This is a genomic window from Glycomyces tritici (assembly GCF_030403505.1).
Map to the genome: position 1 here is coordinate 120,614 of NZ_JAUEMJ010000005.1, position 25,734 is coordinate 146,347.

A 25,734-nucleotide genomic window follows, 5' to 3' on the forward strand; every position below is an offset into this window, starting at 1 on the left:
AGGGTCGCCAGTAAACGTAACTTGTATGACGTCTTACGTCAATGGAGTCATGCCGTATACTGGCGGCGATCCCGAAAGCGCCGGACGGAGGACCGAATGACGGCATTGCAGCGGCCCGCCGCGCAGGAGCCCGCGCCCCCCGCCTGGTCGCGCCGGCCCGCGAACCTGGCGAAGGCCGTGACCGAGGAGCTGGTCCGCCGCGTCGTGCGCGGCGACTACCCGCCCGGGTCCGCGCTCCCCGCCGAGCACGCCCTCTGCGCCACGTTCTCCGTGAGCCGCACCGTGGTCCGCGAGGCCGTGAAGGTCCTCCAGGAGAAGGGCCTGGTGCAGATCCGCCAGGGCTCGGGCACCGCCGTGCTGCCCTCGACCTCCTGGAACCTGCTCGACGAACTCGTGCTCGCCGCGACCATCGACGACGACGCGACCCTCGGCATCCTCGACGACCTCGTCGTCACCCGGCGCCTCCTCGAGTCCGACATGGCGAACGTGGCCGCCCGCGCCGCGGACCAGGGCGCCCTCGACCGCATGCGCGACCTCGTCGACCGCATGGACGAGCTGGTGGACGACCCGGAGTCCTACCACGAGCACGACCGCGCCTTCCATGACACGGTCATGCGCGCCTCGGGCAACCGCATCGCGCGCGCCGTCGTGCGCTCCCTGGAGAGCCAGGTCATCAACACCTCGAGCTACATGGGACGGACCGAGCGCTCCCTCTGCGAGGCCTCGAACCGCGGCCACCGCCGCATCTGCGAGCGCATCACCGCCCGCGACCCCGAAGGCGCCGCCGAGGCGATGTACGCCCACATCACGGAGGCCTGGCTGGTCCGCCGCAGCGCGCAGGGCGACCCCGACCGCCTGGCGCGCTGAACCACCGCGGAGTGATCGGATGTATCGCACTCCGCGGCAAGGACATTGGACCCTAAACTTCTGGAACCTCCCGGGTATTGACCGCATAGATCCAATTTATATAGACTATCGTCGATATTCAAGGCACTGCACGGCCTGATTCCCTGCGTCGACTGGGAGCGATTCCAGCTGGCGCTCGGCCGCACCCTCCGCAGCAGCGGACCTCTCATGCGATGCCGCCCCGCAGGTCTCAACGAGCCTGACCACAAGGAGTTCCGTCCTATGTCGAGATTCAGAACCGCTCTCGCGTGCCTCGCGGCCGCGATCGTCGTGGCAACGGCCGGAGGTGCGTCGGCGCAGGCCGCCGAAGCGCCCCAGGCCGTCGGCGCCGCCGACGTCTCCGCGGCGGCCAGCACCGGCTGCGGCAAGGCCCCCACCCTCAACAGCGGCACCCACACCATCCAGAGCAGCGGCCAGAACCGCAGCTTCATCCTGAAGGTCCCCGCCAACTACGACCGCAACAAGCCGCACAAGCTGATCTTCGGCAACCACTGGTGGGGCGGCACCGCCCAGCAGGTCGCCGGAGGCGGCTCGGACGGCGCCGTCTACGCCCACTACGGGCTCGACGCGCTCTCGGGCGGCTCGGCGATCTTCGTCGCCCCGCAGGGCCTCGACAACGCCTGGGCCAACCCCAATGGCCGCGACATCACCTTCTTCGACGACATGATCCGCCGCATCGAGGCCGACCTCTGCGTCGACGAGTCGCAGCGGTTCTCCCTCGGCTTCAGCTACGGCGGGGCGATCAGCTACGCCCTCGCCTGCGCGCGGCCGGACGTGTTCCGCGCGGTCATCGCCATCGCCGTCCCGGGCCCGGTCAGCGGCTGCAGCGGCGGCACGGGTTCCGTGGCGTACTTCGGCATCCAGGGTGTCACCGACTCCATGCCCAACGCCCGGTCGATGCGCGACCGGTTCGTGGCCAACAACGGCTGCGCGGCGATGAGCCCGCGCGAGCCCGCCTCGGGCAGCGGCACCCACATCACCTCCAACTACTCCTGCCGCGCAGGCGAGCCGGTCCGCTGGGCCGCCTTCGACGGCGGGCACCAGCAGGGCCCGGTGGACGGCTGCACGGGCTGCGAGAGCGGCGCCCGCAGCTGGGTGAAGAACGAGGTCTGGAACTTCATCAGCCAGTTCGGCACCAGCACCCCCACGGAGACCGACCAGGTGCGCAACAACGCGGCGAACCGCTGCCTCGACGTTGCGGCCCAGTCGACCTCGAACGGCGCCCTGACGCAGCTGTGGGACTGCCACACCGGTGCGAACCAGCAGTGGACGCGGACCTCGGCCAAGCAGCTGAACGTCTACGGCAACAAGTGCCTCGACGCTGAAGGCGCGGGCACGGCCCCCGGCACCCGGGTCATCATCTGGGACTGCCACAGCGGGACGAACCAGCAGTGGAACGTGAACGCCGACGGCACCGTCACCGGCGTCGCGTCGGGCCTGTGCCTGGCGACCGCGAACAACGGCACCGCCAACGGCACCGGCGTGGTCCTGGCGAGCTGCAACGGCTCGAACGGCCAGAAGTGGACCTTCGTCTAGCACCACCGACGGCGTACTCTCAGCGCCGCGCATGAGTGAACGGGCCTCCCTCGCGGGAGGCCCGTTCTGCCGCGCCTTAGACGGTGAAGCGCCAGTGATCCACATTGAACAGGTATCCGCTGCCGCCGGTGAACTTCAGGTACAGGTCACGGGTGCCGGTCGCGCCGCTGACCGGGCACGAGACGTCCGCCCAGTTCTGCCACCCGCCGGTGCCCGACACGGTGCACCTGCCCACGACCGGGCCGTTCGGTCCGTCGACCCGCAGCTCGATCGTGCCGCCGCCGGTCGCCGAGGCCACCCGCGCGGTGAACTGCCGCGCTCCGGTCCCGAAGGCCGCGCCCTTGACCTTGATCGAGTCCCCGTTCTCGATCCAGCCGACGTTCATGCCGCCCGCGCTCGAGCGCTCGGTCTCGACCCCCGTGGCCCAGGCGATCGTCTCGGCCTCCTGGCGCACATAGGGATTGAGGGTCCCCACCTGCGGCGCCCCGGCCGTGGTCATGTTGATCTGGGGAATCGTCCCGTCAGGGTTGTACGTGAACTTCTCCACGGCCACCGACCTGGTGAAACCGCCGCCGCCCGGCAGCGCGCCGTTGTGGTAGAAGAAGTACGACGAGCCCTTGAAGTCGATGATCCCGGGGTGGTTGGTGAAGCTCGAGCCCTGCGTGGGCATCACCGTGCCCCGGTAGGTCCACGGCCCGGTCGGACCCGGCGCGGTCGAGTAGGCGATGTGCTCGGAGCAGCACTGCGCCGCGTACACGTTGTAGTACAGCGATCCTCGCTTGTAGACCCACGGCCCCTCCTCGTACAGCGTCGGCCGGTCCGTGCTCCCCGGGCGGGTGCCGAAGCCCTGGGTGGTGAGCGGGATCTTCGTGGGGGAGCCCGAGTAGGAGATCATGTCGGCGTTGAGCTTCACGTACCAGAGGTTCGGGTTGCCCCAGTACAGGTAGGCCTGGCCGTCGGTGTCGATGAAGACCGTGGGGTCGATCTCGCCGTTCTGGACCAGCGGGCGCCCGAGGGCGTCCCGGAACGGCCCGGTGGGGCTGTCCGCCACGGCCACCCCGATGGCGGGCCTGCCGGTGGCGTCGTTGATGACCGGCACGTACCAGTAGAACTTGCCGTTGCGCTCCACGGCCTGGCCGGCCCACGCGTCCTGGCGCGCCCAGGAGAACGTGTCGAGGTTGAGCGGCGAGCCGTGGTCGGTCCAGTTGACCATGTCGTCGGAGGACCAGACCCGCCACTCCTTCATGGTGAACCAGGTCGAGCCGTCCTCGTCGTGGCCGGTGTAGAGGTAGACGCGGCCGTTGTGGACCAGGGGCGCGGGGTCGGCGGTGTAGATGGTCTGGACGATCGGATTGTCGGCCCGCGCGGGGGAGGGCGACGGATCGGCGGCGGTGCTCAGCAGGGCCGCGACGACCACGGCGACGACGGCCGCTGCGATCGCGGCCGGCCGGCGCCGGGTGGCATTCGGGGTCTTCATGGGAAACCTCTCCGGCGCTCGCGCGCCACAGGTGTCACGCAGGAATCTCGGACGCCCTCGAAACTTTCGACTGATGTGTCGAAAACAAGGGCTACAGGTCAGGGTATCCATAGTGTCTAGATATGTAAATAGGTCGATATCTGACTCGAGGTTGCGTGTGCCCGCGACCTGGGAGTCTCATCATGCGGGCGGAGAGATCTGATCAATGACCGCGTCAATTCAGAAGGCACCGCCCAAATCCGGACACAAGGCGAGATTGAAGATCGCTCCCATAGAAGAGATCAGATCTTTCGGCGTTCGATGTATTGACGGATCTGATTCCTCGTATCTATCGTGAACGTTCACGAAGTCCAGGTCGCAAAGGAGCGAGCGTGCGAGTGACGAATGGAGAGCGCCCCCGGCAGGCGCGCGGAGCGAAGGCGGCGATGCGGTGAGCGCCGTGGTCCAAGGTGGAGTCGAAGGCGGAGTCGGCAGCGTCGCGAGCCGTGCGGGAGCGGCGCGGACCGTCCCGAAGCCGCGCCGGAAGTCGGTGAAGGACCGCGTCAAGCGCCACTGGCAGCTCTACCTGCTGCTGGTGCTCCCCGTGGCGTACTTCGTGATCTTCCAATACATCCCGATGGCCAACAACGTGATCGCGTTCAAGGACTACAACGTGGTCCAGGGCATCTGGGGCAGCCCCTGGGCAGGGCTCGACCACTTCGAGCGGTTCTTCGCCAACCCCGTTGCGTGGGACCTGATCCGCAACACGCTCATGCTGAGCCTCTACGGGTTCCTCGCGGGGTTCCCGGTCCCGATCATCCTCGCCTTGGCGCTCAACGAGGTCCGGGCCAGGTTCTTCAAGCGCACCGTCCAGATGGTCACGTACGCACCGCACTTCATCTCGACGGTGATCGTGGTGTCGATGCTCATCCTGATCTTCTCGCCCCGGATCGGGTTCATGGCCGACTTCCTCGGGTTCTTCGGCATGGACTCGAACCTCCTCGCCCAGCCCGACGCGTTCCGCAGCGTCTATGTCTGGAGCGACATCTGGCAGACCGCCGGGTACTCCGCGATCATCTACATGGCCGCGCTCGCGGGCATCGACCCGAGCCTGTACGAGGCCGCCCGGCTCGACGGGGCCAGCCGCCTGCGCAAGATCTGGCACGTCGACCTGCCCGGCATCGCGCCCACCGTGGTCGTGGTGATGGTCCTGAGCGTCGGCTCGGTGATGGCGATCGGCTTCGAGAAGGCGTTCCTGCTGCAGAACCCCCTGAACCTCTCGACCTCGGAGATCATCGCGACCTACACCTACAAGATCGGCCTGCTCAACGCCGACTTCAGCCTCGCGACGGCGGTCGGGCTGTTCAACTCCGTCATCAATCTCATCCTGCTCCTGGTTGTCAACACCGTGTCCAAGCGCGTGACCGGCAACGGACTGTGGTGAAGGGAGCCCCTGCAATGACCCTTGAGACCGCGACCGGCGCGGCCCTCGGCACCGAGCCGGAGTCCAAGGCGCGCAAGTCCAAGCGCCGCCGCCCCACCCCGGTCCAGGACACCCCGGTGGACCGGATCTTCATGGTCGGCGTCTACATCCTGCTGACGACCTTCCTGCTCATCGTCCTGATCCCCTTGGTCAACATCCTCGCCAGCTCGTTCTCCAGCCCCGCGGCGGTGTCCGGCGGGCGGGTGTTCCTGTGGCCGATCGACTTCACGCTCGTCGGGTACGAAGCGGTGCTCGGCAACAAGGCCGTCCTCACCGGCTTCGGGAACTCGCTGTTCTACGCGATCGTCGGGACGGTCATCAGCGTCGCCCTCACGGTGATGATCGCCTACCCGCTCTCACGCTCGGAACTGGTGGGCCGCAAGGTCCTCATCGGCGGCGTCCTGTTCACCATGCTGTTCTCCGGCGGCCTGATCCCGACCTACATGGTGGTGCGGGCCCTCGGCCTGCTCGACACCCGGTGGGCGATCATCCTCCCCGCAGCGGTCGGCGCCTGGCAGGTGCTCATCGCGATGACCTTCTTCCGCTCCTCGATCCCCGGCGAGCTCTACGAGGCGGCGCAGCTCGACGGGGCCAGCGATCTGCGGTTCCTGTGGTCGGTCGTGCTGCCGCTGTCGAAACCGCTGCTCGCGGTCATCGCCCTCATGTACGGCATCGGCCAGTGGAACTCGTACTTCAGCGCCCTCATCTACCTCAGAAGCGAAGAGCTGTACCCGCTCCAGCTCGTGCTGCGGAACATCCTGATCGTCAACAACAGCGCCGGGACGAACATCGCCGATCAACTCGCGGCCCAGCAGATGGCCGACCTCATGAAGTTCTCCCTCATCGTCATCTCCACCGTGCCCGTGCTCCTCGTCTACCCGTTCGTGGCCAGGCACTTCACCAAGGGCGTGATGCTCGGCTCCGTGAAGGGCTAATTCACGGCTCGCAAACTTCGCCGTGGCCGGCTGACCCGCCTCCCGATCTTCGCCGTGACCGGCTCGCCGGCGAGTCCCCTCCATTCCCGTCAACTCCTCAATCGAAAGGCAGTCAACGATGACCAGCAGATTCGTCCGAGCGGCAGCGGCCGGAGCGGCACTGGCCGTATCGGCCACCGCGTTCGCCGCGTGCTCCTCGGAACCGGAGACCACTCCGGACGACGTGATCACGATCTTCGCCCCCCAGGACGCCGCCCAAGAGCAGAACCTGGACGAGAACGCGTTCACGAAGTTGCTCGAAGCGAAGTTCGACGTCGACCTCCAGTTCGAGACCACCACCTGGGACGGCACCGCGGCAGGGGAGAAGCGGCAGATCTCCCTCGCCAGCGGCGACTACCCCGACGCGTACATGCTCATCCCGTGGATCGACCAGTTCTCCAGCGACGAGCTGGTGAAGCTCGGCGGCCAGGGCGTGCTCATGCCGCTCGACGACCTCATCGGCGAGGACACCCCGAACCTGGTCGCCGCCTTCGAGAAGGAGCCCGGCTTCAAGGAGCTGGCGACCTCCCCGGACGGCAAGATCTGGGGCATCCCGGCCTGGAACGACTGCTTCCACTGCTCCTACCCCTCGAAGCTGTGGATGAACTCCGACTGGCTCGACACGCTCGGCCTGGAGCAGCCCACCACGCCTGAGGAGCTGCGCGCGGTCCTGGAGGCCTTCAAGACCCAGGACCCCAACGGGAACGGCGCGGCGGACGAGATCCCGCTCTCCGCGACCGGCGGCGGCTCCCTCCTCTCGTACCTGATGAACCCGTTCATCTACACCCCGGAGATGGGTGCGGAGGGCACCATCCCGGCCACGCTCGGCGTCGTCGGCGGCGAGGTCGCCATGCAGCCCACCCGCGACGAATGGCGCGACGGCATCTCCTATGCGGCGTCCCTGTACGCGGACGGCCTGATCGACGAGGCCGCCTTCACGCAGAACGGCGAGGCGATCATGGCGAAGGGCAACAGCGCCGAGGGCGTGATCGTCGGATCGGCCGCCATGATGCACCCGTGGTTCGTCTCCGACGACCACGAGGACGGGCGCTACACGCAGTACGACGCGGTCGCGCCGCTGACCGGGCCGAACGGGAGCGACGCCACCTACACCGGCGGCGCCGCCGGAGCCGCGCCCGGCGCGACGTTCGTCATCACGAACCGCTCCAGCGAGGCGAAGCAGAAGAAGCTCATGCAGATCGTCGACTTCATGGTCTCCTACGACGGCCACGTGCAGGGCGAGTTCGGCGTCGAGGGCGTCAACTGGGTCGGGCCCGAGGCGGGCGACGTGGCCCTGGACGAGACCCTCGAACCGAACTTCAAGGTCCTCGCACTGCCCGAGGGCGAGGGGCTGAACAACTCCTGGGGCCCGATCGCGCAGTTCTTCACCGACGCGGAGTTCCGCAACTCCCAGGTCACCGCGACCGACGTCGACACGCCCGAAGGCTACGAGCGCCGCCTGTTCGAAGCCACGGAGCTCTACGCCGGCCACGAGTCCGACGAGCTGTTCCCCTACTGGGAGGCGGCGGTGACCGGCGAGACCGCGAAGGAGCTCGCCACGATCCAGACCAATGTGGAGAGCTTCGTGGTCCAGGCGGCCGCGGAGTTCGTGAGCGGCGTCCGCGACATCGAGAGCGACGAGGACTGGGCCGAGTTCCAGCAGAACCTCACCGACCTCGGCGCCGAGCGGTACGTCCAGATCTACCAAGAGGCATGGGACGCCTCGAAGTAGGCCTTTCCCTCCCCACCAGGTGGGCCGCCCCAGGGGTCGAGACCGGGGGCGGCCCACCGCCGCGAACACCTGCAGCAATCCATCGACAGGAGACCCATGTCCACCGCACCCGGCTCTGCTTCGAACGACGCCGCCTCGAACGACGCCGCGCCGTACGCCGGCTACCTCTACGCGCACTTCAAACGCGAGGACGCCGACGGCGAGCAGATCTACTTCGCCCTGAGCGAGGGCAACGACCCGCTGCACTTCGACGACCTCAACGGCGGCGAGCCGGTCCTGCGCTCCACCCTGGGGGACGGCGGGGTCCGCGACCCGCACATCGTCCGCGCCCCGGAAGGCGACCGGTTCTACCTGGTCGCCACCGACCTCTGCCTCTACAAGAGCCTCGACTGGGACCACCACCAGCGCTGGGGCAGCCGATCCATCATGGTCTGGGAATCGCGCGACCTCGTCGACTGGGGCGAAGGGCGGCTCGTCGAAGTGTCGCCGCCGGAGGCGGGCAACACCTGGGCGCCCGAAGCGGTGTGGGACCCCGAGCAGGAGGCCTACCTCGTCCACTGGTCGTCCAAGCTCTACGACGGCCCCGACCACGTGGGCGAGACCCACAACCGGATCATGTGCGCGACCACCCGCGACTTCCGCGAGTTCTCCGCACCGAAGGTGTGGATCGACCGCGGCTGGCACACGATCGACACCACCGTCATCGAGCACGACGGCCTGTACCACCGCTTCCTCAAAGACGAGCGCAGCCGCACCCACGGTGTGCCCCACGGCAAGACGATCTTCTCCGAGACTTCCCCGAGCCTCACGGCCGCCGCATGGACGCCCCTCGCGGAGGGCATCGGCCTCGGCCCGGTCAGCCAGGGCGAAGGGCCGCTCGTGTACAAGTCGAACACCGAGGACAAGTGGTACCTCTGGATCGACGAGTTCAAGGCCGACCGCCGCTACGTGCCGTTCGAGACCGACGACCTCGCCGGCGGCGAGTGGACCCCCTCGACCGACTTCCGGCTGCCCGCGGACCCGTGCCATGGTGTGGTCCTGCCCGTGACCGCGGCGGAGTACGAACGGCTCCAGTCCAACTGGGGGTGAGACCGAGCAGGTCGAAGGAGGAGGGGAACCGTGGCCAAGCGGGTGACGATCCACGATGTGGCGGCCGAGGCCGGCGTGTCGCGCCAGACCGTGACGCGGGCGATGAACGACAGGGACGACATCAAGGAGGCGACCCGCGTCCGGGTCCTCGAAGCCGTCGAGCGCCTCGGCTACCGGCCGAGCCGCTTCGCCCGCAACCTGGTCACCCGGCGCAAGCAGCACGCGCTGGGCCTGGTGGTGGCCTCCTTCGACAACCCGTACTACACGAGCATCGCCGCCGAGATGCTCACCGCCGCCGCCGAGCGCGGCTGGCAGCTGATGATGGCGGCCGCGCAGGACGACACGGAGGCCGTGCTCGGCATGCTCGCCTCCCAGGCGGACGTCGTGGCCCTCCACTTCGGCGGCACCGGGGCCGAGCTGGACGAGATCGCCGGCGGACTGCCCGTGGTGCGCCTGGAGGCCGAGAGCCTCCTGCCCGGCGTCCACTCGGTCGCGCTCGACATCGAGTCCGGCATCAATGCGGTCGTCGCCGAGCTCCGCGCGCGCGGGGCCCGGCGGTTCGGCATGGTCGACTCGGCGTCCTCGCTCCAGGCCCACGGCGCCCACGGGGTCCCCGGCGTCTACGGGCCCTCGCCGAAGCGGCGCTGGTACGAGCGCGCCGTGGGCGACCAGCTCGCCGGCGTCACGATCGGGGACGAGAGCATCCCCGAAGGGAGCCGGGCCTTCGGCGAGCTGCTGGAGCGGCACCCGGACGTCGACACCGTCCTGATGTTCAACGACCTCATGGCGCTGGGCGCGGTGCAGCACGCGCAGTCGCACGGCGTCAGCGTCCCCGACCGGGTGCGCATCGTCGGCATCGACGGGCTGGCCCTCGGCGAGGCGGTCCACCCGAGGCTGACCTCGATCGCCCTCGACGTGCGCGCGCTGGCCTCGCACACCATGGACATCGCGGAACTGGTCGCCAAAGCCGACTTCGCCCGGCTCGACCCGATCCACCGGAGGGCCGGCTCGTCGATCCTCTGGCGCGAGTCGGCCTGAGACCCGGGTGCCACCAGGGCTTGCGCCGACTGGATCTTTACCGGTAAATTTCTCGGGACCGGCGCCCTACCTACCTCGCTAATTCAGGAGCCATCGATGAAGACCTTCTCCCTCAGCCAGGTCACCCTGCTGGAGGGCCCCTTCGCACGCGCCGTGAGCACCGACCTCGAGTACGTGCTCGCCCTGGAACCGGACCGGCTCCTCGCGCCGTTCCTGCGCGAAGCGGGCCTGGAGCCACGCGCGGCCTCCTACGGCAACTGGGAGGACAGCGGCCTGGACGGCCACATCGGCGGCCACTGCCTCTCCGCGCTGGCCCTGCTCGCCGCCGCGACCGGCGAGGCCGAACCGCAGCGGCGGCTCGAGTACATGGTCGCCGAGCTGGCGCGGGCCCAGGACGCCCTCGGCACCGGCTACGTGGGCGGCGTCCCGGGCGGTGCGGCCCTGTTCGAGACCCTGCGCGGGGGCGGCGCCGCGGCGGCGACCGCGATCGGCTGGACCGGCGGGCACTGGGTGCCCTGGTACAACCTGCACAAGACCTTCGCCGGCCTCATCGACGCGCACCGCCTGCTCGGCAGCAAGCAGGCGCTCGACGTGGTCGTGCGGCTGGCGGACTGGTGGCTCGGGGTCGCGGCGACCCTCGACGACGAGGCGTTCGAAGCCATGCTCGACACCGAGTTCGGCGGCATGAACGAGGCCTTCGCCGACCTGGCGGCGATCACCGGCCGGGGCGACTACGCCGACATGGCCCGGCGCTTCTCCCACCGCGCGATCCTCGACCCGCTCCTGGAGCGCCGCGATGGCCTCACCGGCCTGCACGCCAACACCCAGATCCCCAAGGCCGTCGGGTACGCGGCGGCTGCCGCCGTCCGCGGCGACGAGGACCTGCTGGAGGCGGCCCGGTACTTCTGGCGCGAGGTCGTCGGGCACCGCACGGTGGCCATCGGCGGCAACAGCGTCCGCGAGCACTTCCACGCCCTCGGCGACTTCACGCCCATGATCGAGGACCGCGAGGGCCCGGAGACCTGCAACACCTACAACATGCTGAAGCTCGCCAAGCACCTGGCCGAGTCCGCCTTCGAACCGTCCCTTCTGGACTTCACCGAGCGCGCGGTCTACAACCACCAGCTGGCCTCCCAGCACCCCGAGCGCGGCGGCTTCGTGTACTTCACCCCGATGCGCCCGCGCCACTACCGGGTCTACTCGCAGCCCGACCTCGGCATGTGGTGCTGCGTGGGCACCGGCATCGAGGCCCAGGCCAAGTACGGCGAGTTCGTCTTCGGCGAGCACGAGGGCGCCCTGGCGGTCAACCTGTACCTCCCGGCCGAACTGGACGCGCCCGAGTTCGGCGGCCGGTTCCGCCTGGAGACCGCGTTCCCGGCGGACGAGCACATCGGACTCACGCTCGACCTCGAGGCGCCGCGCGCGTTCGCGCTGCGGCTGCGCGTCCCCGACTGGAGCGACGGCCTCGAAGGGCTCACGGTCAACGGCGACCCGGTCGAGGCCGCCGCAGTCCCCGGTGCCGTCGTCCTGGAACGGGAATGGCTGCCGGGCGACACGGTGGCGTTCCGCCTGCCGCTGCGCCTGCGCGCCGAGCGGCTGCCCGACGGCTCGCCGTGGCAGGCGTACTTCGCCGGGCCCGTCCTGCTGGCCTCCCGCGACGGCGCCCACCACCTCGACGGGCTCGAGGCCGACGACAGCCGCATGGGGCACGTCGCGCACGGCCCGCTGCTCGGCTTCGCCGACCTCCCGGTCATCGCGGACGCGCCCGCCGAAGACGTGCTCACCCGCGAAGCGCCCCTGCGCTACCGGCTGGCCTTCGCCGATCCGGCGGGCTCGATCGAGCTGGTGCCGTTCCACGAGGTCCACGACACCCGCTACACCGTCTACTGGCCCGTGGCCGCCGCCGACCGGACGGCCGAGCGCCGCGCCGAACTGCTCGCGGCCGACAGCGAGTCGCTCACGCTCGACGCCATGACGGTGGACAAAGTCGCGTTCGGCGAGCAGCAGCCCGAGAGCGACCACGGCTTCCGCGGCGAGGCTACCGAGGTCGCCGTGGACGCGCAGGGCCGCCGCGCCCGCGCCACCGCCGCCCGGATGTCCGTGGGGCTCAACGACCCCGGCCGCACCGGCCGCACCCTCCGCGTCGGATACCGCCACGCGGGCGGTGCCACCGGCGTCACGGTGACACTGGACGGCGAGCTGGTCGCCGCCGAGTCCTGGGAGGGCGAGCACGGTGCCTTCGAGGTCGACTACGCCCTGCCTGCGGAGTCCGGGCCCGGCGCTGCGGTCCGCGAACTCGAGTTCACCGCCCCGGAAGGCGGTTCGACGCCGGGCGTGACCATGGTGCGGCTGCTGCGCTGACCCGAGTCCACTGACGACAGAAGGCCCGTCCGGTCGAACCGGACGGGCCTGAGTCCTCTCCTAGCGCACTGCGGCCTCGTCCCGGCCCGACCAGTAGCCGCCGTCGGGGTAGCTGAACTCCTCGATCGAGGCGGTGTACATCTCGGCCGAGTAACCGGGCCGGGACGGCAGCAGGTAGTTGCCGTTCTCGACCAGGCACGGGTCGGTGAAGTGCTCATGGAGGTGGTCCACGTACTCGGTCACCCTGTCCTCCAACGTGCCCGAGACGGCCACGTAGTCGAAGATCGACAGGTGCTGCACCAGCTCGCACAGGCCCACGCCGCCCGCGTGCGGGCACACCGGCACGCCGAACTTGGCGGCCATCAGGTACACGGCGATGATCTCGTTGACGCTGGCCAGCCGCGCCGAGTCGAGCTGCAGGTAGTCGAGCGCCTCGGCCTGCAGCATCTGCTTGAACAGGACCCGGTTCATGCCGTGCTCGCCGGTCGCGACGCCGATCGGCGCCACCGCGCGGCGCACGGCCGCGTGCCCGAGCACGTCGTCAGGGCTCGTCGGCTCCTCGATCCAGTGCGGCTCGAACTCGGCCAGCGCCTTGACCCAGTCGATGGCCTCCGGCACGTCCCACACCTGGTTGGCGTCGATCATGAGCTTGGCGTCCCAGCCGATGACCTCGCGGGCGATCCGCAGGCGGCGGCGGTCCTCCTCGAGGTCGGCCCCGACCTTGAGCTTGACGTGGCGGTAGCCCTGGTCGACGGCCTCCTGGAGGAGCCGGCGCAGCTTGTCGTCGCTGTAGCCGAGCCAGCCGGCGCTGGTGGTGTAGCACGGGTAGCCGCCGCGGGCCTCGAGCTCGGCGATGCGCCGGCCGCGCGTGTCGTACTGGTCGCGCAGGAGCTCCAGGGCCTCTTCGCGGGTGAGGGCGTCCGAGAGGTAGCGCAGGTCGGCGGCGTCCACGAGCTGCTCGGGGGTCATGTCGGCGAGCAGGCGCCACAGCGGCTTGCCCGCGGCGCGGGCGGTGAGGTCCCATACGGCGTTCATGACCGCGGCGAGTGCGATGTGGACGACGCCCTTCTCCGGTCCGAGCCAGCGGTACTGCGAGTCGGACTGGAGTTCGCGGTAGAGCGCGCCGGGGTCGTTCACCACGGTCTCCAGGTCGCGGCCGATGAGCCTGACGGCCCAGTGGAGGGCGGCGGCGGTGACGATGTCGTTGCCGCGTCCGATGGTGAAGGTGAAGCCGTACCCGGTGAGATCGGGGTCGTCGGTCCGGACGATGACGTAGGCGGCGGAGTAGTCGCCGTCCTTGTTCATCGCGTCCGAGCCGTCGAGGGTCTGCGAGGTGGGGAAGCGGACATCGTGAGCCTCGACGGCCTCGATGGTGGTCATGCGGTGGTCCTCAGGTGCTGGTCGGGTGGTCTGCGGCGGGGCGGTGCGCGGCGCGGCCGTGCCGGAGGGGGGCGGGCCCGCGCCGTTTGCGCAAACGATTGATCAGGCGTTGACCTTATCCGGGGTCGCCGCCCGGCGCAAGGGGGAGGAGCGTCAGGCGCGCGGCGGCGCGGTCGACTCGCGGGTGATGAGCACCGGCTCGGGGTCCTCCACGGACAGGTGCTCGACGGGGCCGCCGTCGACGACCCGCGCGAGGGCGGCGGCCGCGGTGCGCCCGAGCTCGTAGAGCGGCAGCTGCACGCAGGTGAGCGGCGGCCACGTGTGCCCGGCCGTCCACGCGTCGTGGACCGCGACCACCGAGAGCTCCGCGGGCACGCCCAGTCCCTGCGCCCGCGCCTGGGCGAGCACCCCGACCGCGGCGTTGACGTTCGCGGCCACGATCGCCGTGGGCCGCTGCGGGAGTGCGAGCAGCTCCGCGGTGGAGGCCCGCCCGTCCGGCTCCCGGTACCCGCGCCAGGTGACCAGGCCCGGGTCCCGCGCGATCCCGGCCGCCTCCAGCGCCTCGGCGTACCCCGCCGCGCGGCGCTGCGCGGTCGGCGAACCGGCGAGCCCTCCGGCGAAGCCGATCCGGCGGTGCCCCAGCGCGATCAGGTGCTCGGTGGCCCGGCGCGCCGCGAGCGCGTCCGGCACGACCACCGAGCTCGCCCCGGGGAGCCGCTGGTGGATCGTGACCAGCGGCGCGCGCTCGCCCACGGACTGCGCCAGCTCCTCGGGGTCGGTGCCGTCGCGCGGCTGGAGCACGATGCCGTCCACCCGGCCCTCGCCCACGAGCCGGTCGAACATGGCGCCGCCCGGGTGCATGTCCTCGCTGCGGGCCAGCAGCATGACGCAGCCGCGCGCGACCGCCTCGTCCTCCACGCCGCGGGTCAGATCGGCGAACAGCGAGTTCGTGACGTCGGGGACGATGAGCGCGATGACATCGGTGCGCGCGAGTTTGAGCGCGCGGCCCGCGAAGTTCGGGTGGTACCCGACCTCCCCGGCCGCCTTGCGCACCCGCTCCCGGGTCGCCTCGCTGACCCGGGCCGTCGGGTCGCCCGAGAGCACCCTGGAGACCGCCGACACCGAGACGCCCGCCCGGGCCGCCACATCGCTGAGTTTCGCCACGGCTCCAGTATCGCCTATCCCCGCCGCGGCTGAGCAAACGATTGCGCATTCGCGGGATGTGTGCGATCCTCATCGGCGACCGACCCGCACCCCGTCCCCCGAGGAGGCAGCCGTGCCCGCCGCACACTACGCAGGAAACCGGACCATGACCGTGGTGGACGCCGAACCGGCTCCGCCGGGCCCGGGCCAAGTCCAGATCAACGTCGCCTACAACGGCATCTGCGGCACCGACCTGCACATCCTCAGCGGCCACATGGACGCCCGCGTCGACGTCCCGGCCGTCATCGGCCACGAGATGAGCGGCACCATCGCCGCCCTCGGCGAGGGCGTCGAAGGCTGGGCCGCCGGCGACCCCGTCACCGTCATGCCCCTCGCCTGGGACGGCACCTGCCCCGCCTGCCTCGCCGGGAACTCGCACATCTGCCAGAACCTCGACTTCGTCGGCATCGACTCGCCCGGCGCCCTCCAGGCCAGCTGGAACGTCGACGCCGGCCTGCTCGTGCGCCTCCCCGCGACCCTCTCGCTCCAGCACGCGGCCCTCGTCGAGCCCACCGCCGTCGCCGTCCACGACGTGCGCCGCTCCGAACTCGAGGCCGGCCAGAAGGCCGTCGTCATCGGCGGCGGCCCCATCGGCGTCCTCATCGCCGCCGTCGCCCGCTCCTTCGGCGGCGACGTCGTCGTGATCGAACTCGATCCGAAGCGCCGCAAGGCCATCGCCGACCTCGGCCACACCGTCCTCGACCCCCGCGACGACACCGTGGCCTGGGTCGAGGAGTGGACCGGCGGCGCGGGCGCCGACGTCGTCTTCGAGGTCTCCGGCGCGGCCGCCGCCGTCCTCGGCGCCGTCGACTACGCCAAAGTGCGCGGCACCCTCGTCGTCGTCGCGATCCACCCCGAACCCCGCCCGGTGAACCTCCAGCGCGTCTTCTGGCGCGAACTGCGCCTCCTCGGCGCCCGCGTCTACCAGCGCGACGACTTCGACACCGCCGTCGCGCTCCTGGACACCGGCGCGATCCCCGCCGACGCCCTCATCACCAAGACCGTCCCCCTGCGCGACATCCAGGCCGCCTTCGACGCCCTCACCGGCGGCGAGGCCATGAAGATCCTCATCGACGTCCAAGCCGACAGCGCCTCCAAGGACAGTGAGTGACCATGACCCTCTTCGACCTCACCGGCCGCCTCGCCGTCGTCACCGGCGCCAAGCGCGGCATCGGCTTCGCCATGGCCGAGGCCCTCGCCGCCGCCGGAGCGGACGTCATCGGCGTCAGCGCCACCATCGAACCCGAAGGCTCCGCCATCGAAGCGCGGGTCAAGGAGCTCGGCCGCACCTTCCGCGCGATCCGCGCCGACTTCAACGACCCCGAGCAGGTCGCCGAACTCGCCGACACCCTCGCCGCCGAACCGGTCGACGTCCTCGTCAACAACGCCGGCACGATCCGCCGCGCCCCCGCCGCCGAGCACCCCGACGCGTACTGGGACGAGGTCCTCCAGGTCAACCTCACCAGCCAGTTCGCGCTCACCCGCGCCGTCGGCCGCACCATGCTCGAACGCGGTAGGGGAAAGGTCGTCTTCACCGCCTCGCTGCTGAGCTTCCAGGGCGGCATCAACGTGCCCGGCTACGCGGCGGCCAAATCCGGCATCGCCGGCCTCACCCGCGCGCTGGCCAACGAGTGGTCGGCCCGCGGCGTCACCGTGAACGCGATCGCCCCCGGCTACATCGCCACGGACAACACCCAAGCGCTGCAAGACGATCCGGACCGCTCGAAGGCGATCCTCGAACGCATCCCCGCCGGGCGCTGGGGCAGGCCGGGCGACCTCGCGGGCGTGACGGTGTTCCTCGCCAGCGCCGCCTCCGACTACGTCTCGGGCGCGGTCATCCCAGTGGACGGCGGCTGGCTCGGCCGCTAGCGACGCGGACGGCCGCCTCGCGGCGGCCGTTTAGCGGATACCGAGGAAATACTCCGGCACGGCGCCCGAATCGCCCCGCCGCGTTGTGGGGACCCGACAATCCGCGCCCGATTCGCCCGATCACGGGTTTGACACGGGCGCGAGACTCTCCGTATGGAAAGCAGCGCAAGGAAACCGAAGCCCCGACGTGTCGACGCCGGGTTGAATCTGGCGATCACCGCGGCCACCGTCGGGTGGCTCGGCGTGAGCCTGGCATTGTTCCTGTGGGGTTTCGACATCGACTTCTCGGGCGATCCCGTGTCGCCCGAGCGGCAGGCCGCGCTCGACAACCGCGAGCGGCTGCGCATCATCGCGTTCGCGGGCGGCCCCGTCCTCATCGCCGTGTTCGCGGTCGTCGTCGAGCGGCCCCGGACCGCCTTGGTCTACATCCTGATCGCGCTCGTCCTCTTGTGCGCGAACGTGTCCCAGGAGCGGGTGCGGCACCTCTTCGTGCCGCCGTCGGTCGAGGTCGAGGACCCCGGCACGGACCACTGCGTCCCGATCAGCGGCTCGGACCGCACCTGCCCCGGGGGATGAGCGCTACTCGAAGGCGATGCGCAGGATGCGGTCGTCGTCGGGGCCGGGGTCGCCGCGGCCGTCCGTGTTGTTGGTCAGGACCCACAGCGCCCCGTCGGGGGCGGTCACGACGTCCCGGAGGCGGCCGTACTCCTCTACATAGTGTTCGACCGACGTGCCGGGGTCGTCGAGGGGGACGGCGCGCAGGCGCCGTCCGCGGAGGTTCGCGATGTAGGCGGTGCCGCCCGCGATCGCCATGCCCGAGGGGCTGGCGTCGTCCGGGCTCCACTGCTGGACTGGGTCGGCGTACTCCCCGTTGCCGGCGATGCCCTCGACCTCGGGCCAGCCGTAGTTCGCGCCGGCCTCGATCGTGTTGAGCTCGTCCCAGGTGTCCTGCCCGAACTCGGCGGCCCACATGGTGCCGTCCTCGTCCCACGCGATGCCCTGGGGGTTGCGGTGGCCCCACGTGTAGACGAGCGAGCCGGGGAACGGGTTGTCGTCCGGGACGGCGCCGTCAGGGGTCATGCGCAGGATCTTGCCCGCCAGCGATTCGCGGTCCTGGGCGTTGCCGGGGTCCCCGGCGTCTCCGGCGGTGGCGTAGAGCATCCCGTCGGGTCCGAACGCGATGCGCCCGCCGTTGTGGTTGCCCGCCGAGGGGATGCCGGACAGTATCTCTTGCGGTGCACCGAGGGCCAGCGCGCCTGCGGTGCCTTCGAGCGCGAACCGCTCGATCCGGTTCCCGTCCGAGGCGGTGAAGTACGCGTACAGGAACCCCTCGCGCACCGCGAGCCCGAGCAGCCCGCCCTCGCCGCCCCCGGCCACGCCGTCGACGACGGCGACCTCGCGGGTCGCGCCTTGGGCGTCCAGTTCCAGGACGCGGCCGCTGTCGCGCTCGCTGACGAGCGGCGTGCCCTCGTGGAACGCGATCGACCAGGGCGCCTCAAGCCCGCTCGCGACGACCTCCGGTGCACCGAGCGCGGTCGCGGCGGTGGTCGGCGCCGGCTCGTTGGCCGAAGCCGAGCCCGTGTCCGGATCCGGCTCCTCGTCCGGTGCCGCCGTGCAGGCGGCCAGCGGTATCCCGGCGAGCGCGACTCCCGCGTACCGCAGCGTCTGACGTCTGGAGGCCATGGCCCGTCCTTTGCTCTCGTCGCCCGTGCGGGCGCGGTCGTCTCGGAGGTCTCCACTCTAGGTGCGCGCGAACGGTTCCGACAGGCCGCGCGGTGGTTCCCCGGGCCCCGCAGGGCCCGTATGGCCGCCGGGCCGGGGACCGGTCGCTCGGCCTCGGCGGCTCTGCGGGCGCGGCGGCACGCCCGCGGAATCGTCTGACCTTTGAAAGTTCCGGTCGTTTCGGGGTCCCGTCGACGCGTGTTCGACGATGGAGAAGGCTTGCCGGGCAGCGGCGCATTCGACCCTGAAACGACGATCGGGCGCGAAACGCGGGCGTTCCGGAAAAGCGGGGGAGGATCGCCGCCGTGTCCATTCCTGCCTGGGAAAAGTCCGTCCGATCGCTCGGTTTGTAGCCGTTCCTCCGCATTGCTCGAGCCTCCCCGTTGGTTACACACCGTGTTGCATGGGTCACGAAAAGAGATTCATTGACATCACTGCTTGTTCTCACTAAGCTCTGGAAGTTATCGGAAATAGCCCCGAAAGTTTCGATCGTTACGGCAGTGAAATCTTGCCCGCCGGAGTGGACGGAGGGGCGGACTGTTTGGTCCATCTCAAGGAGGAGAGTCATGTCAGGTGTGTTCGGGCGTTCGCCCATCGGAGCCACCCGCCGCGGAGTCATCGGATTCTCGCTGGCCGCGTCGAGCATGGCCGCGCTCGCGGCGTGCAGTGACGACGGCGGCAGCGACGAGATCGACGTCGAGGCGCAGTCCAAGGGCGCGATGGAGAATTTCGCCGCTGACACCCAGTTCACGGCTACGGAGCCCTTCAACCTCTCGGTGCTCTGGACGGATTGGCCCGACCTTCCCATCACCGACAAGTGGGAGTTCTTCAAGGAGATCGAGAAGCGCACCAAGGTCACGATCGACGTCACGAACATCCCGTTCAGCGACGCGACCGAGAAGCGCAGTCTCCTGATCAGCGCCGGTGACGCCCCCACGGTGATCCCGCTGGTCTACACCGGTGAGGAGAACTCGTTCGTCTCCTCGGGCGCGATCCTGCCCATGAGCGACTACGTCGAGCACATGCCCAACTTCCAGAAGTACGTGGAGGAGTGGGACCTCGCGGACATGATCGACAACCTCAAGCAGGCCGACGGCAAGTACTACATGCTGCCGGGCCTCCAGGAGGTGTCGGTGCCCGTGTTCACCCTCGTCATCCGCAAGGACGTCTTCGAGACCGTCGCCGGCGGCATCCCCCAGACCTGGGACGAGATGCGCGAGGCCCTGGTCAAGATCAAGGCCGAGTACCCCGACTCCAAGCCGCTCGCGGACGGCTTCGAGGGCGCCTCGATGCTCAACTACGCCGCGCACGCGTTCGGCGCGCAGGCCGGCTGGGGCTTCGGCAGCGGCATGATCGACGACGGCTCCGGCAACCTGGTGTACACCGCCGCGACCGAGGGCTACAAGCAGATGGTCGAGTTCTTCCGCGGCCTCGTCGAGGACGGCCTGCTCGACACCGACTCGATGACCGCGGCGAACGACGGCACCGGCGGCGGCAGCGTCACCGAGAAGGTCGCGGCCAACCTCGTGTTCGCGGCCTCCGGCTCGGCCGGCACCGCCATCGAGTTCGCGACGGCCCTCAACGAGACCGTGGGCGAGGGCAACTACGAGATCCTGCAGATCGCCCCTCCCGGCGGTCCTGCCGGCCAGATCTGCGAGCCGCGCAACTTCTGGAACGGCTTCATGCTGAACGCGGAGATCGCCGACTCCGAGAACTTCGTCGCGATTCTGCAGTTCCTCGACTGGTTGTACTACAACCAGGAGGCCCGCGAGCTGCTCCGCTGGGGCGTGCTCGACCAGACCTACACCAAGGACGCCTCCGGCAAGATCACCCTCAAGCCCGAGTTCCGCCTCGACGCCTACGGCATCAACCCCGGTGCGCCGACCGACATCCAGAAGGACCTCGGCTGGTCGAACGCGGTGTTCGCCGACTCGACCGAGTCCCGGGCGCTCAAGGAGTCCTACAACTCCCCGACCTTCGTGGAGTACATCGACTCCGTGCTCTCCACCCGCACGCCTCGCGACCCGAACCCGCCGGCCCCGCTCGACGAGATGGAGCTGGAGCAGGCCTCGCTCCAGGCCACCCCGCTGAAGGACACCGTGGACACCGCCACGCTGCAGTTCATCCTGGGCGACCGCGACATCGCCGAATGGGACGCCTACGTCGGCGAGCTCGAGGCCGCCGGTCTCCAGACCTACGTCGACCTCATCAACACCGCCCGCCAGCGCTTCGAGGAGGAGAACTCCTAGTCCGCCTGCCGGGGTGCGGCCGGTGAGCACGGCTTCGCCGAGCTCGCAGACCAGCCGCTCTACCCCGGTGCGGACGGGAGGGAGTGCCTATGTCCCTCACTCAAGACGAGCAGTCCCCGCGGGCCGAGGCCCGCGGGGGCGCCGCGGCGCCCCCGGCGCCGCCGCGCCCGCCTGCGGCGAAGCCGAAGGCGCGACCCCGCAAGCGCAAGCTGAGCTGGAAGACCGCGTTCAAGCGCGACTGGCAGCTCTACACCATGGCGATCGTGCCGCTGATCTTCTTCGTGATCTTCAAGTACGGCCCCATGCTCGGCAACGTCATCGCGTTCCGGAGGTTCCGCCCCGGCGGCAGCATCTTCGGCGACGAATGGGTCGGCGTGCGCTACATCGAGATGTTCATCAACGACCCGTCGTTCTGGCACGTCTTCACGAACACGGTGATCCTGGGCGCTCTCACCATGGTGGTCTGCTTCCCGCTCCCGATCGTGCTGGCGCTCCTGCTGAACGAGGTGCGGCAGCAGTACTTCAAGAAGCTCGTGCAGTCGATCTCGTATCTGCCGCACTTCCTGTCGATCGTCATCATCGTCGGCATGGTCATGCAGATCCTGTCGCTGGAGGGCACGGCGAACCAGATCGTCCGCGCCTTCGGCGCCGAGGAGATCCCGTTCCTGCAGCGCGCCGAGTGGTTCCGCTTCATCTACGTGGGCTCCGAAGTGTGGCAGACCATCGGCTGGGGCACGATCCTCTATCTGGCGGCGCTCACCTCGATCGACGACTCCCTGTACGAGGCGGCGAAGATCGACGGCGCGGGCCGGTGGCGGCAGACCTGGCACGTCACGCTGCCGGGCATCCGGCCGACGATGGTCACGTTGCTGATCCTCAACATCGGCATGTTCCTCAACGTGGGCTTCGAGAAGGTCTTCCTGCTCTACAACCCGCTGACGTACGAGACGGCCGACGTCATCTCGACCTACCTCTACCGGGTCGGCCTGGTGTCGAACAACCTCAGTTACGCGACCGCCATCGGCCTGTTCCAGGCGCTGATCGGTCTCGTGATGGTGCTTTCCGCGAACCTGATCTCGCGGCGGACGACGGGAACGAGCCTGTGGTGACCGATATTCGCACGCCCGACCTCGCGTCGGTGAAACCGCGGACGACGCATCGGACGAGGGGCGAGCGCGTCTTCGGCGCGTTCAACGCGACCTTCCTCATCCTGCTGTGCCTGGGGATGCTGTACCCGTTCATCACGGTGCTCGCGCAGTCGTTCAGCTCCTCCGGGGCGATCAAGGCCGGCCAGGTGAACTTCCTGCCTGTCGACTTCAATGTGGACACCTATGCGATCGTGATGTCGGACGGCATCTTCTGGCGCAACTACGGCAACACGGTGCTGTACACGGTGGTCGGCACCATCATCGCGATGGTCCTGACCACGACCTACGCGTTCGTGCTGTCGAAGCCGCACCTGAAGGGCCGCAAGGTCCTCATCGGCATTGCGGTGTTCACGATGTTCTTCAACGGCGGCCTTGTGCCGAACTACGTGCTGATCTCGGCGCTGGGCATGAAGAACACCATGTGGGCGCTGGTGCTCCCGGGCGCGATCTCGGTGTTCAACCTGCTGGTGATGAAGGCGTTCTTCGAGAACCTGCCGAAGGAGCTCGAGGAGGCCGCGCAGATCGACGGGCTCGGCTGGTACGGCATCTTCGGCCGGATCGTGCTGCCGTTGTCGAAGGCCGTGATCGCCACGATGGTGCTGTTCTACTCGGTCGCGTTCTGGAACGACTGGTTCGCCGCGTTCCTGTACCTCGACAAGAGCGAGCTGTTCCCCATCACGCTGTACCTGCGCAACCTCATCGCGGGCGCTTCGACCACGGCGTCCGAAGGGGCGGCGGCCGCGGGCAGCACGACCGCGCAGGTCTCGGCGAACATCCAGGCGGTGACGATGATCCTCACCGTCATCCCGATCCTGACCATCTACCCCTTCGTCCAGCGGTACTTCGTGTCGGGCGTCATGCTTGGATCGGTCAAGGGCTAGTGAGCGCAAGGGAAGGGGCGGCAGCATGAGCACGCAGCAGCAGGCGGACGAGATCGGACCGGGAGTGCTCTCCCGGTTCACCGCCGCGGTCTACCGCTTCCTCGTCCTCGGGGTGTTCCTCGCGGTCGCGGGGGTGCCGACGCTGCTGATGTGGGTGCTGCTCGCCCCTGCCCCCGGCAATGTCATCTGGTTCGTCGCCGCGCTCCTGCCGCTGGCGCCCGCGTTCTCGGCGGCGCTCTACGCGCAGCGGGCGTGGGCGGACGAGCCGGACCTCAGCCCCGCGAAGCCGCTCTTCCGCGGCCTCAAGATGAACCTGCGGGACACGCTTGCCTGGTGGGCGCCGGTGCTCGCCCTCGCCACGGTGCTCTCGGTGAACGTGCTGTTCGCCGGGCAGGTCGCCGGCGGCGGCATCCTGCGGCCGGTGTGCATCGTGCTCCTGGTGATGCTCGCCGTGTGGGCGGGGCACCTGCTCGTGGTGACCTCGTTCTTCTCGTTCCGCTTCCGCGACGTGCTGCGGGTGGCGGCGGCGGAGTTCTTCCTCTCCTGGAAGTCCTCCCTCGGCTTCCTCTCGCTGCTCATCGTGGCCACCGCCGCGGTGGTCGTGAGCTCCGAAGGACTGCTGCTCGTGCTCGGCTGGGCCTTCGCGGCCCTGATGTGGCTCGTGGTGCGACCGGTCGTCGCCGACATCACCAGGCGCTTCACCGCGCACGACTGACCCTCTGAGACGACCCCTAGCCGCGCGGCTCCTTGACCAGTTCGAGGAGGTGCGCGGCGGGGGAGTCCGCGCGGTCCCGCCCCGACGACACCGCCGAGACCGTCCATTCGGGAGCGTCCTCCGCCGCGATCGGCAGGGCCCGCAACCCGCTCGCCTGCGGCTTCGCGGCCACATGCCGCGGCACCACCGCGATGCCCAGCCCCCTGCACACCAGGTCCAGCAGTGTGTGGACGTCGTTGACCGAGCAGCGCACGCGCCGGTGCACGCCCCGCGCGGCGAACGCCTCGTCGTTCAGCGTCCGCACCCCCCACGCCGGCCCGAAGTCGATGAACGCCTCCTCCGCCAGCGCCTCCCAGCGCACGGAGGCGCGGGTCGCGAGCGGATGGTCCGGCGGCAGCAGCGCCAGCAGCGGCTCCCGGCCGATCTCCAGGCGCGGCAGGCCGCTCAGGTGCCGCTCCGTCGCGACGAACGCGACGTCGAGCTCACCGGCCCGCAGCAGTCCCAGCAGGTCGTGCGAACCGGACTGCACGAAGTGCGTCTCCACCCGCGGGTGGCGCCGGTGGAAGCGGTCGAGCAGGGCCGCGATGTCGACCAGCCCGAGGCACTGCTCCGCGCCGATCCGCAGCGACCCGGCGAGGTCGCGGCTGGCCTTGACGACCGCGTCGCGCGCGCCCGCCGCCTGCTCCAGCATCGCCCTCGCGTACGGCAGCAGCGCGAACCCGGCCTCGGTCGGCTCGACCCGCCGGGTGGTCCGGATGAACAGGCTCGTGCCCAGCTCCTCCTCGAGCCCCCGGATCGCGGCCGACAGGCCCGACTGCGAGATGCCCGTCAGCTCGGCGGCGCGAGTGAAGTGCCTCTCATCCGCTAGCGCGACCAGGTACTCCATCTGCCGCAGTTCCATGAACGATGCCCCGCGCTTCTCAATCCCATGATCAACAGTTGTTGGACTTCTAGATTACCGGTCCCTAGCATGAGCGGGGCGGGCCCGCCTCGGGCGCCGCGTTCCAGCTCCGGCGAGGAGAGACCGATGAAGACCTTCACCATGCCAGGCACCGACATCACCGCACCGAACGTGGTGCTCGGGCTGATGCGCATCCAGGACAAGACCGACGAGGAGGTGCGCACCCTCCTGAGCACCGCGATCGACGCGGGGATCACCTTCCTGGACCACGCCGACCTCTACGGCAGCGGCCGCCACGGCTGCGAGCGCCGCTTCGCCGAGGCCATGAAGCTGACCCCGGCCGAGCGCGAGCGCCTGGTCATCCAGACCAAGACCGGCATCATGCACCCCGGCCCGTACTTCGACTTCTCGTACGAGCACATCGTCGAGTCCGTCGACGAGTCGCTGGCCGCGCTGGACACCGACTACCTCGACATCCTGCTGCTGCACCGCCCGGACGCCCTCGTGGAGCCCGAGGAGGTCGCCCGCGCGTTCGACGACCTCGCCGCCGCCGGGAAGGTCCGCGCGTTCGGCGTCTCGAACCACACGGCCCGCCAGATGGACCTGCTGCGCAAGTACGTGAACCAGCCGCTCGTGGCGAACCAGGTGCAGCTCTCGATCACCCACGCGCCCTTGATCGCCCAGGGCGTGGCCGCGAACATGCAGGGCCTCGACCAGTCGGTGGCGCGCGACGACGGCATCGTCGACTACTGCCGCCTGCACGGCATCACGATCCAGGCGTGGTCGCCGTTCCAGGCCGGCTTCTTCGACGGCCCGTTCATCGGCTCGGAGCGCTACCCGGAGCTGAACGCCGTGATCGACCGGCTCGCCGCGAAGTACGACGTGCCGCCGATCGCGATCGCCGTCGCCTGGATCACCCGCCACCCGGCGCAGATGCAGGTCGTCATCGGGACCACCAACCCCGAGCGCGTGGCCGCCTCGGCCCTGGGCTCGGACATTCCGCTGACCCGCCCCGAATGGTACGAACTCGTGCGCGCGGCCGGGTACACCGTCCCGTAGCATCCATTTAGGAATTGTGGCCGGTTTGTAGA

Annotated in this window: 21 protein-coding genes; 16 read left to right on the forward strand and 5 right to left on the reverse strand. The window is 69.6% G+C overall.

Going from position 1 to position 25,734, the window contains the following annotated elements; translation table 11 throughout:
• Window positions 1-96 precede the first annotated feature (96 nt).
• Both QWI33_RS17430 and QWI33_RS17435 read left to right on the forward strand, forming a co-directional pair.
• On the forward strand, window positions 97-867 hold the full coding sequence (locus tag QWI33_RS17430; protein ID WP_289958418.1) for a FadR/GntR family transcriptional regulator: 771 nt from the start codon (window positions 97-99) through the stop codon (window positions 865-867).
• A 261-nt stretch (window positions 868-1,128) separates the two neighbouring features.
• Window positions 1,129-2,442: an RICIN domain-containing protein gene (locus tag QWI33_RS17435; protein WP_289958419.1), complete on the forward strand. Its 1,314-nt coding sequence runs from the start codon at window positions 1,129-1,131 to the stop codon at window positions 2,440-2,442.
• Window positions 2,443-2,518: 76 nt separating this feature from the next.
• Here QWI33_RS17435 and QWI33_RS17440 read toward each other — a convergent pair whose 3' ends face one another.
• Complete coding sequence (locus tag QWI33_RS17440; RefSeq protein WP_289958420.1) at window positions 2,519-3,919, reverse strand: glycoside hydrolase family 43 protein; 1,401 nt, start codon at window positions 3,917-3,919, stop codon at window positions 2,519-2,521.
• Between the two features lie 529 nt (window positions 3,920-4,448).
• Between QWI33_RS17440 and QWI33_RS17445 the strand changes: the two genes are divergently transcribed.
• The 6 genes from QWI33_RS17445 to QWI33_RS17470 all read left to right on the forward strand — a co-directional run bounded on the left by QWI33_RS17445 (window position 4,449) and on the right by QWI33_RS17470 (window position 12,575).
• Window positions 4,449-5,342: an ABC transporter permease gene (locus QWI33_RS17445; RefSeq protein WP_353895507.1), complete on the forward strand. Its 894-nt coding sequence runs from the start codon at window positions 4,449-4,451 to the stop codon at window positions 5,340-5,342.
• 14 nt (window positions 5,343-5,356) lie between these two features.
• Window positions 5,357-6,316, forward strand: coding sequence for a carbohydrate ABC transporter permease (locus tag QWI33_RS17450; protein WP_289958422.1), 960 nt, complete (start codon window positions 5,357-5,359; stop codon window positions 6,314-6,316).
• Between the two features lie 118 nt (window positions 6,317-6,434).
• Window positions 6,435-8,087, forward strand: coding sequence for a type 2 periplasmic-binding domain-containing protein (locus QWI33_RS17455; RefSeq protein WP_289958423.1), 1,653 nt, complete (start codon window positions 6,435-6,437; stop codon window positions 8,085-8,087).
• 96 nt (window positions 8,088-8,183) lie between these two features.
• Window positions 8,184-9,176, forward strand: a complete 993-nt coding sequence (locus QWI33_RS17460) for a glycoside hydrolase family 43 protein (protein ID WP_289958424.1) — start codon at window positions 8,184-8,186, stop codon at window positions 9,174-9,176.
• A gap of 30 nt (window positions 9,177-9,206) precedes the next feature.
• A complete protein-coding gene (locus QWI33_RS17465; protein WP_289958425.1) occupies window positions 9,207-10,214 on the forward strand; it encodes a LacI family DNA-binding transcriptional regulator in 1,008 nt (335 codons plus the stop codon).
• A 96-nt stretch (window positions 10,215-10,310) separates the two neighbouring features.
• The gene (locus QWI33_RS17470) at window positions 10,311-12,575 is read left to right on the forward strand and encodes a glycoside hydrolase family 127 protein (RefSeq protein WP_289958426.1); all 2,265 of its coding nucleotides are present in this window, start codon (window positions 10,311-10,313) and stop codon (window positions 12,573-12,575) included.
• 60 nt (window positions 12,576-12,635) lie between these two features.
• Here the strand turns inward: QWI33_RS17470 and QWI33_RS17475 are convergent, their stop codons facing one another.
• Both QWI33_RS17475 and QWI33_RS17480 read right to left on the reverse strand, forming a co-directional pair.
• On the reverse strand, window positions 12,636-13,955 hold the full coding sequence (locus QWI33_RS17475; protein ID WP_289958427.1) for an L-fuconate dehydratase: 1,320 nt from the start codon (window positions 13,953-13,955) through the stop codon (window positions 12,636-12,638).
• 153 nt (window positions 13,956-14,108) lie between these two features.
• Window positions 14,109-15,119, reverse strand: coding sequence for a LacI family DNA-binding transcriptional regulator (locus QWI33_RS17480; RefSeq protein ID WP_289958428.1), 1,011 nt, complete (start codon window positions 15,117-15,119; stop codon window positions 14,109-14,111).
• Between the two features lie 112 nt (window positions 15,120-15,231).
• On the opposite strand from QWI33_RS17480, the gene QWI33_RS17485 reads away from it, so the two are divergent.
• The 3 genes from QWI33_RS17485 to QWI33_RS17495 all read left to right on the forward strand — a co-directional run bounded on the left by QWI33_RS17485 (window position 15,232) and on the right by QWI33_RS17495 (window position 17,603).
• Window positions 15,232-16,269: a zinc-dependent alcohol dehydrogenase gene (locus QWI33_RS17485; RefSeq protein WP_289958429.1), complete on the forward strand. Its 1,038-nt coding sequence runs from the start codon at window positions 15,232-15,234 to the stop codon at window positions 16,267-16,269.
• 2 nt (window positions 16,270-16,271) lie between these two features.
• Entirely contained in the window at window positions 16,272-17,027 is a 756-nt protein-coding gene (locus tag QWI33_RS17490; protein WP_289958708.1) for an SDR family oxidoreductase, read from the forward strand.
• Window positions 17,028-17,180: 153 nt separating this feature from the next.
• Window positions 17,181-17,603 carry a hypothetical protein gene (locus QWI33_RS17495; RefSeq protein ID WP_289958430.1) on the forward strand — a complete coding sequence of 141 codons (423 nt, stop codon included), beginning with the start codon at window positions 17,181-17,183 and terminating at the stop codon, window positions 17,601-17,603.
• A gap of 3 nt (window positions 17,604-17,606) precedes the next feature.
• On the opposite strand, the gene QWI33_RS17500 is transcribed toward QWI33_RS17495, so the two are convergent.
• Complete coding sequence (locus tag QWI33_RS17500) at window positions 17,607-18,710, reverse strand: PQQ-dependent sugar dehydrogenase (protein WP_289958431.1); 1,104 nt, start codon at window positions 18,708-18,710, stop codon at window positions 17,607-17,609.
• Window positions 18,711-19,315: 605 nt separating this feature from the next.
• Here QWI33_RS17500 and QWI33_RS17505 point away from each other — a divergent pair.
• The 4 genes from QWI33_RS17505 (at window position 19,316) to QWI33_RS17520 (ending at window position 23,742) form a co-directional block, all read left to right on the forward strand.
• A complete protein-coding gene (locus tag QWI33_RS17505; RefSeq protein WP_289958432.1) occupies window positions 19,316-20,998 on the forward strand; it encodes an ABC transporter substrate-binding protein in 1,683 nt (560 codons plus the stop codon).
• A gap of 89 nt (window positions 20,999-21,087) precedes the next feature.
• Entirely contained in the window at window positions 21,088-22,107 is a 1,020-nt protein-coding gene (locus QWI33_RS17510; RefSeq protein WP_289958433.1) for an ABC transporter permease, read from the forward strand.
• Window positions 22,104-23,027 carry a carbohydrate ABC transporter permease gene (locus QWI33_RS17515; protein ID WP_289958434.1) on the forward strand — a complete coding sequence of 308 codons (924 nt, stop codon included), beginning with the start codon at window positions 22,104-22,106 and terminating at the stop codon, window positions 23,025-23,027. The genes QWI33_RS17510 and QWI33_RS17515 overlap by 4 nt, the downstream gene beginning before the upstream one ends.
• 25 nt (window positions 23,028-23,052) lie before the next feature.
• Window positions 23,053-23,742: a YesL family protein gene (locus tag QWI33_RS17520; protein ID WP_289958435.1), complete on the forward strand. Its 690-nt coding sequence runs from the start codon at window positions 23,053-23,055 to the stop codon at window positions 23,740-23,742.
• Window positions 23,743-23,758: 16 nt separating this feature from the next.
• On the opposite strand, the gene QWI33_RS17525 is transcribed toward QWI33_RS17520, so the two are convergent.
• Entirely contained in the window at window positions 23,759-24,643 is an 885-nt protein-coding gene (locus tag QWI33_RS17525; protein ID WP_289958436.1) for a LysR family transcriptional regulator, read from the reverse strand.
• Between the two features lie 126 nt (window positions 24,644-24,769).
• On the opposite strand from QWI33_RS17525, the gene QWI33_RS17530 reads away from it, so the two are divergent.
• Window positions 24,770-25,702, forward strand: a complete 933-nt coding sequence (locus tag QWI33_RS17530; RefSeq protein ID WP_289958437.1) for an aldo/keto reductase — start codon at window positions 24,770-24,772, stop codon at window positions 25,700-25,702.
• The last annotated feature ends 32 nt before the right edge of the window (window positions 25,703-25,734 follow it).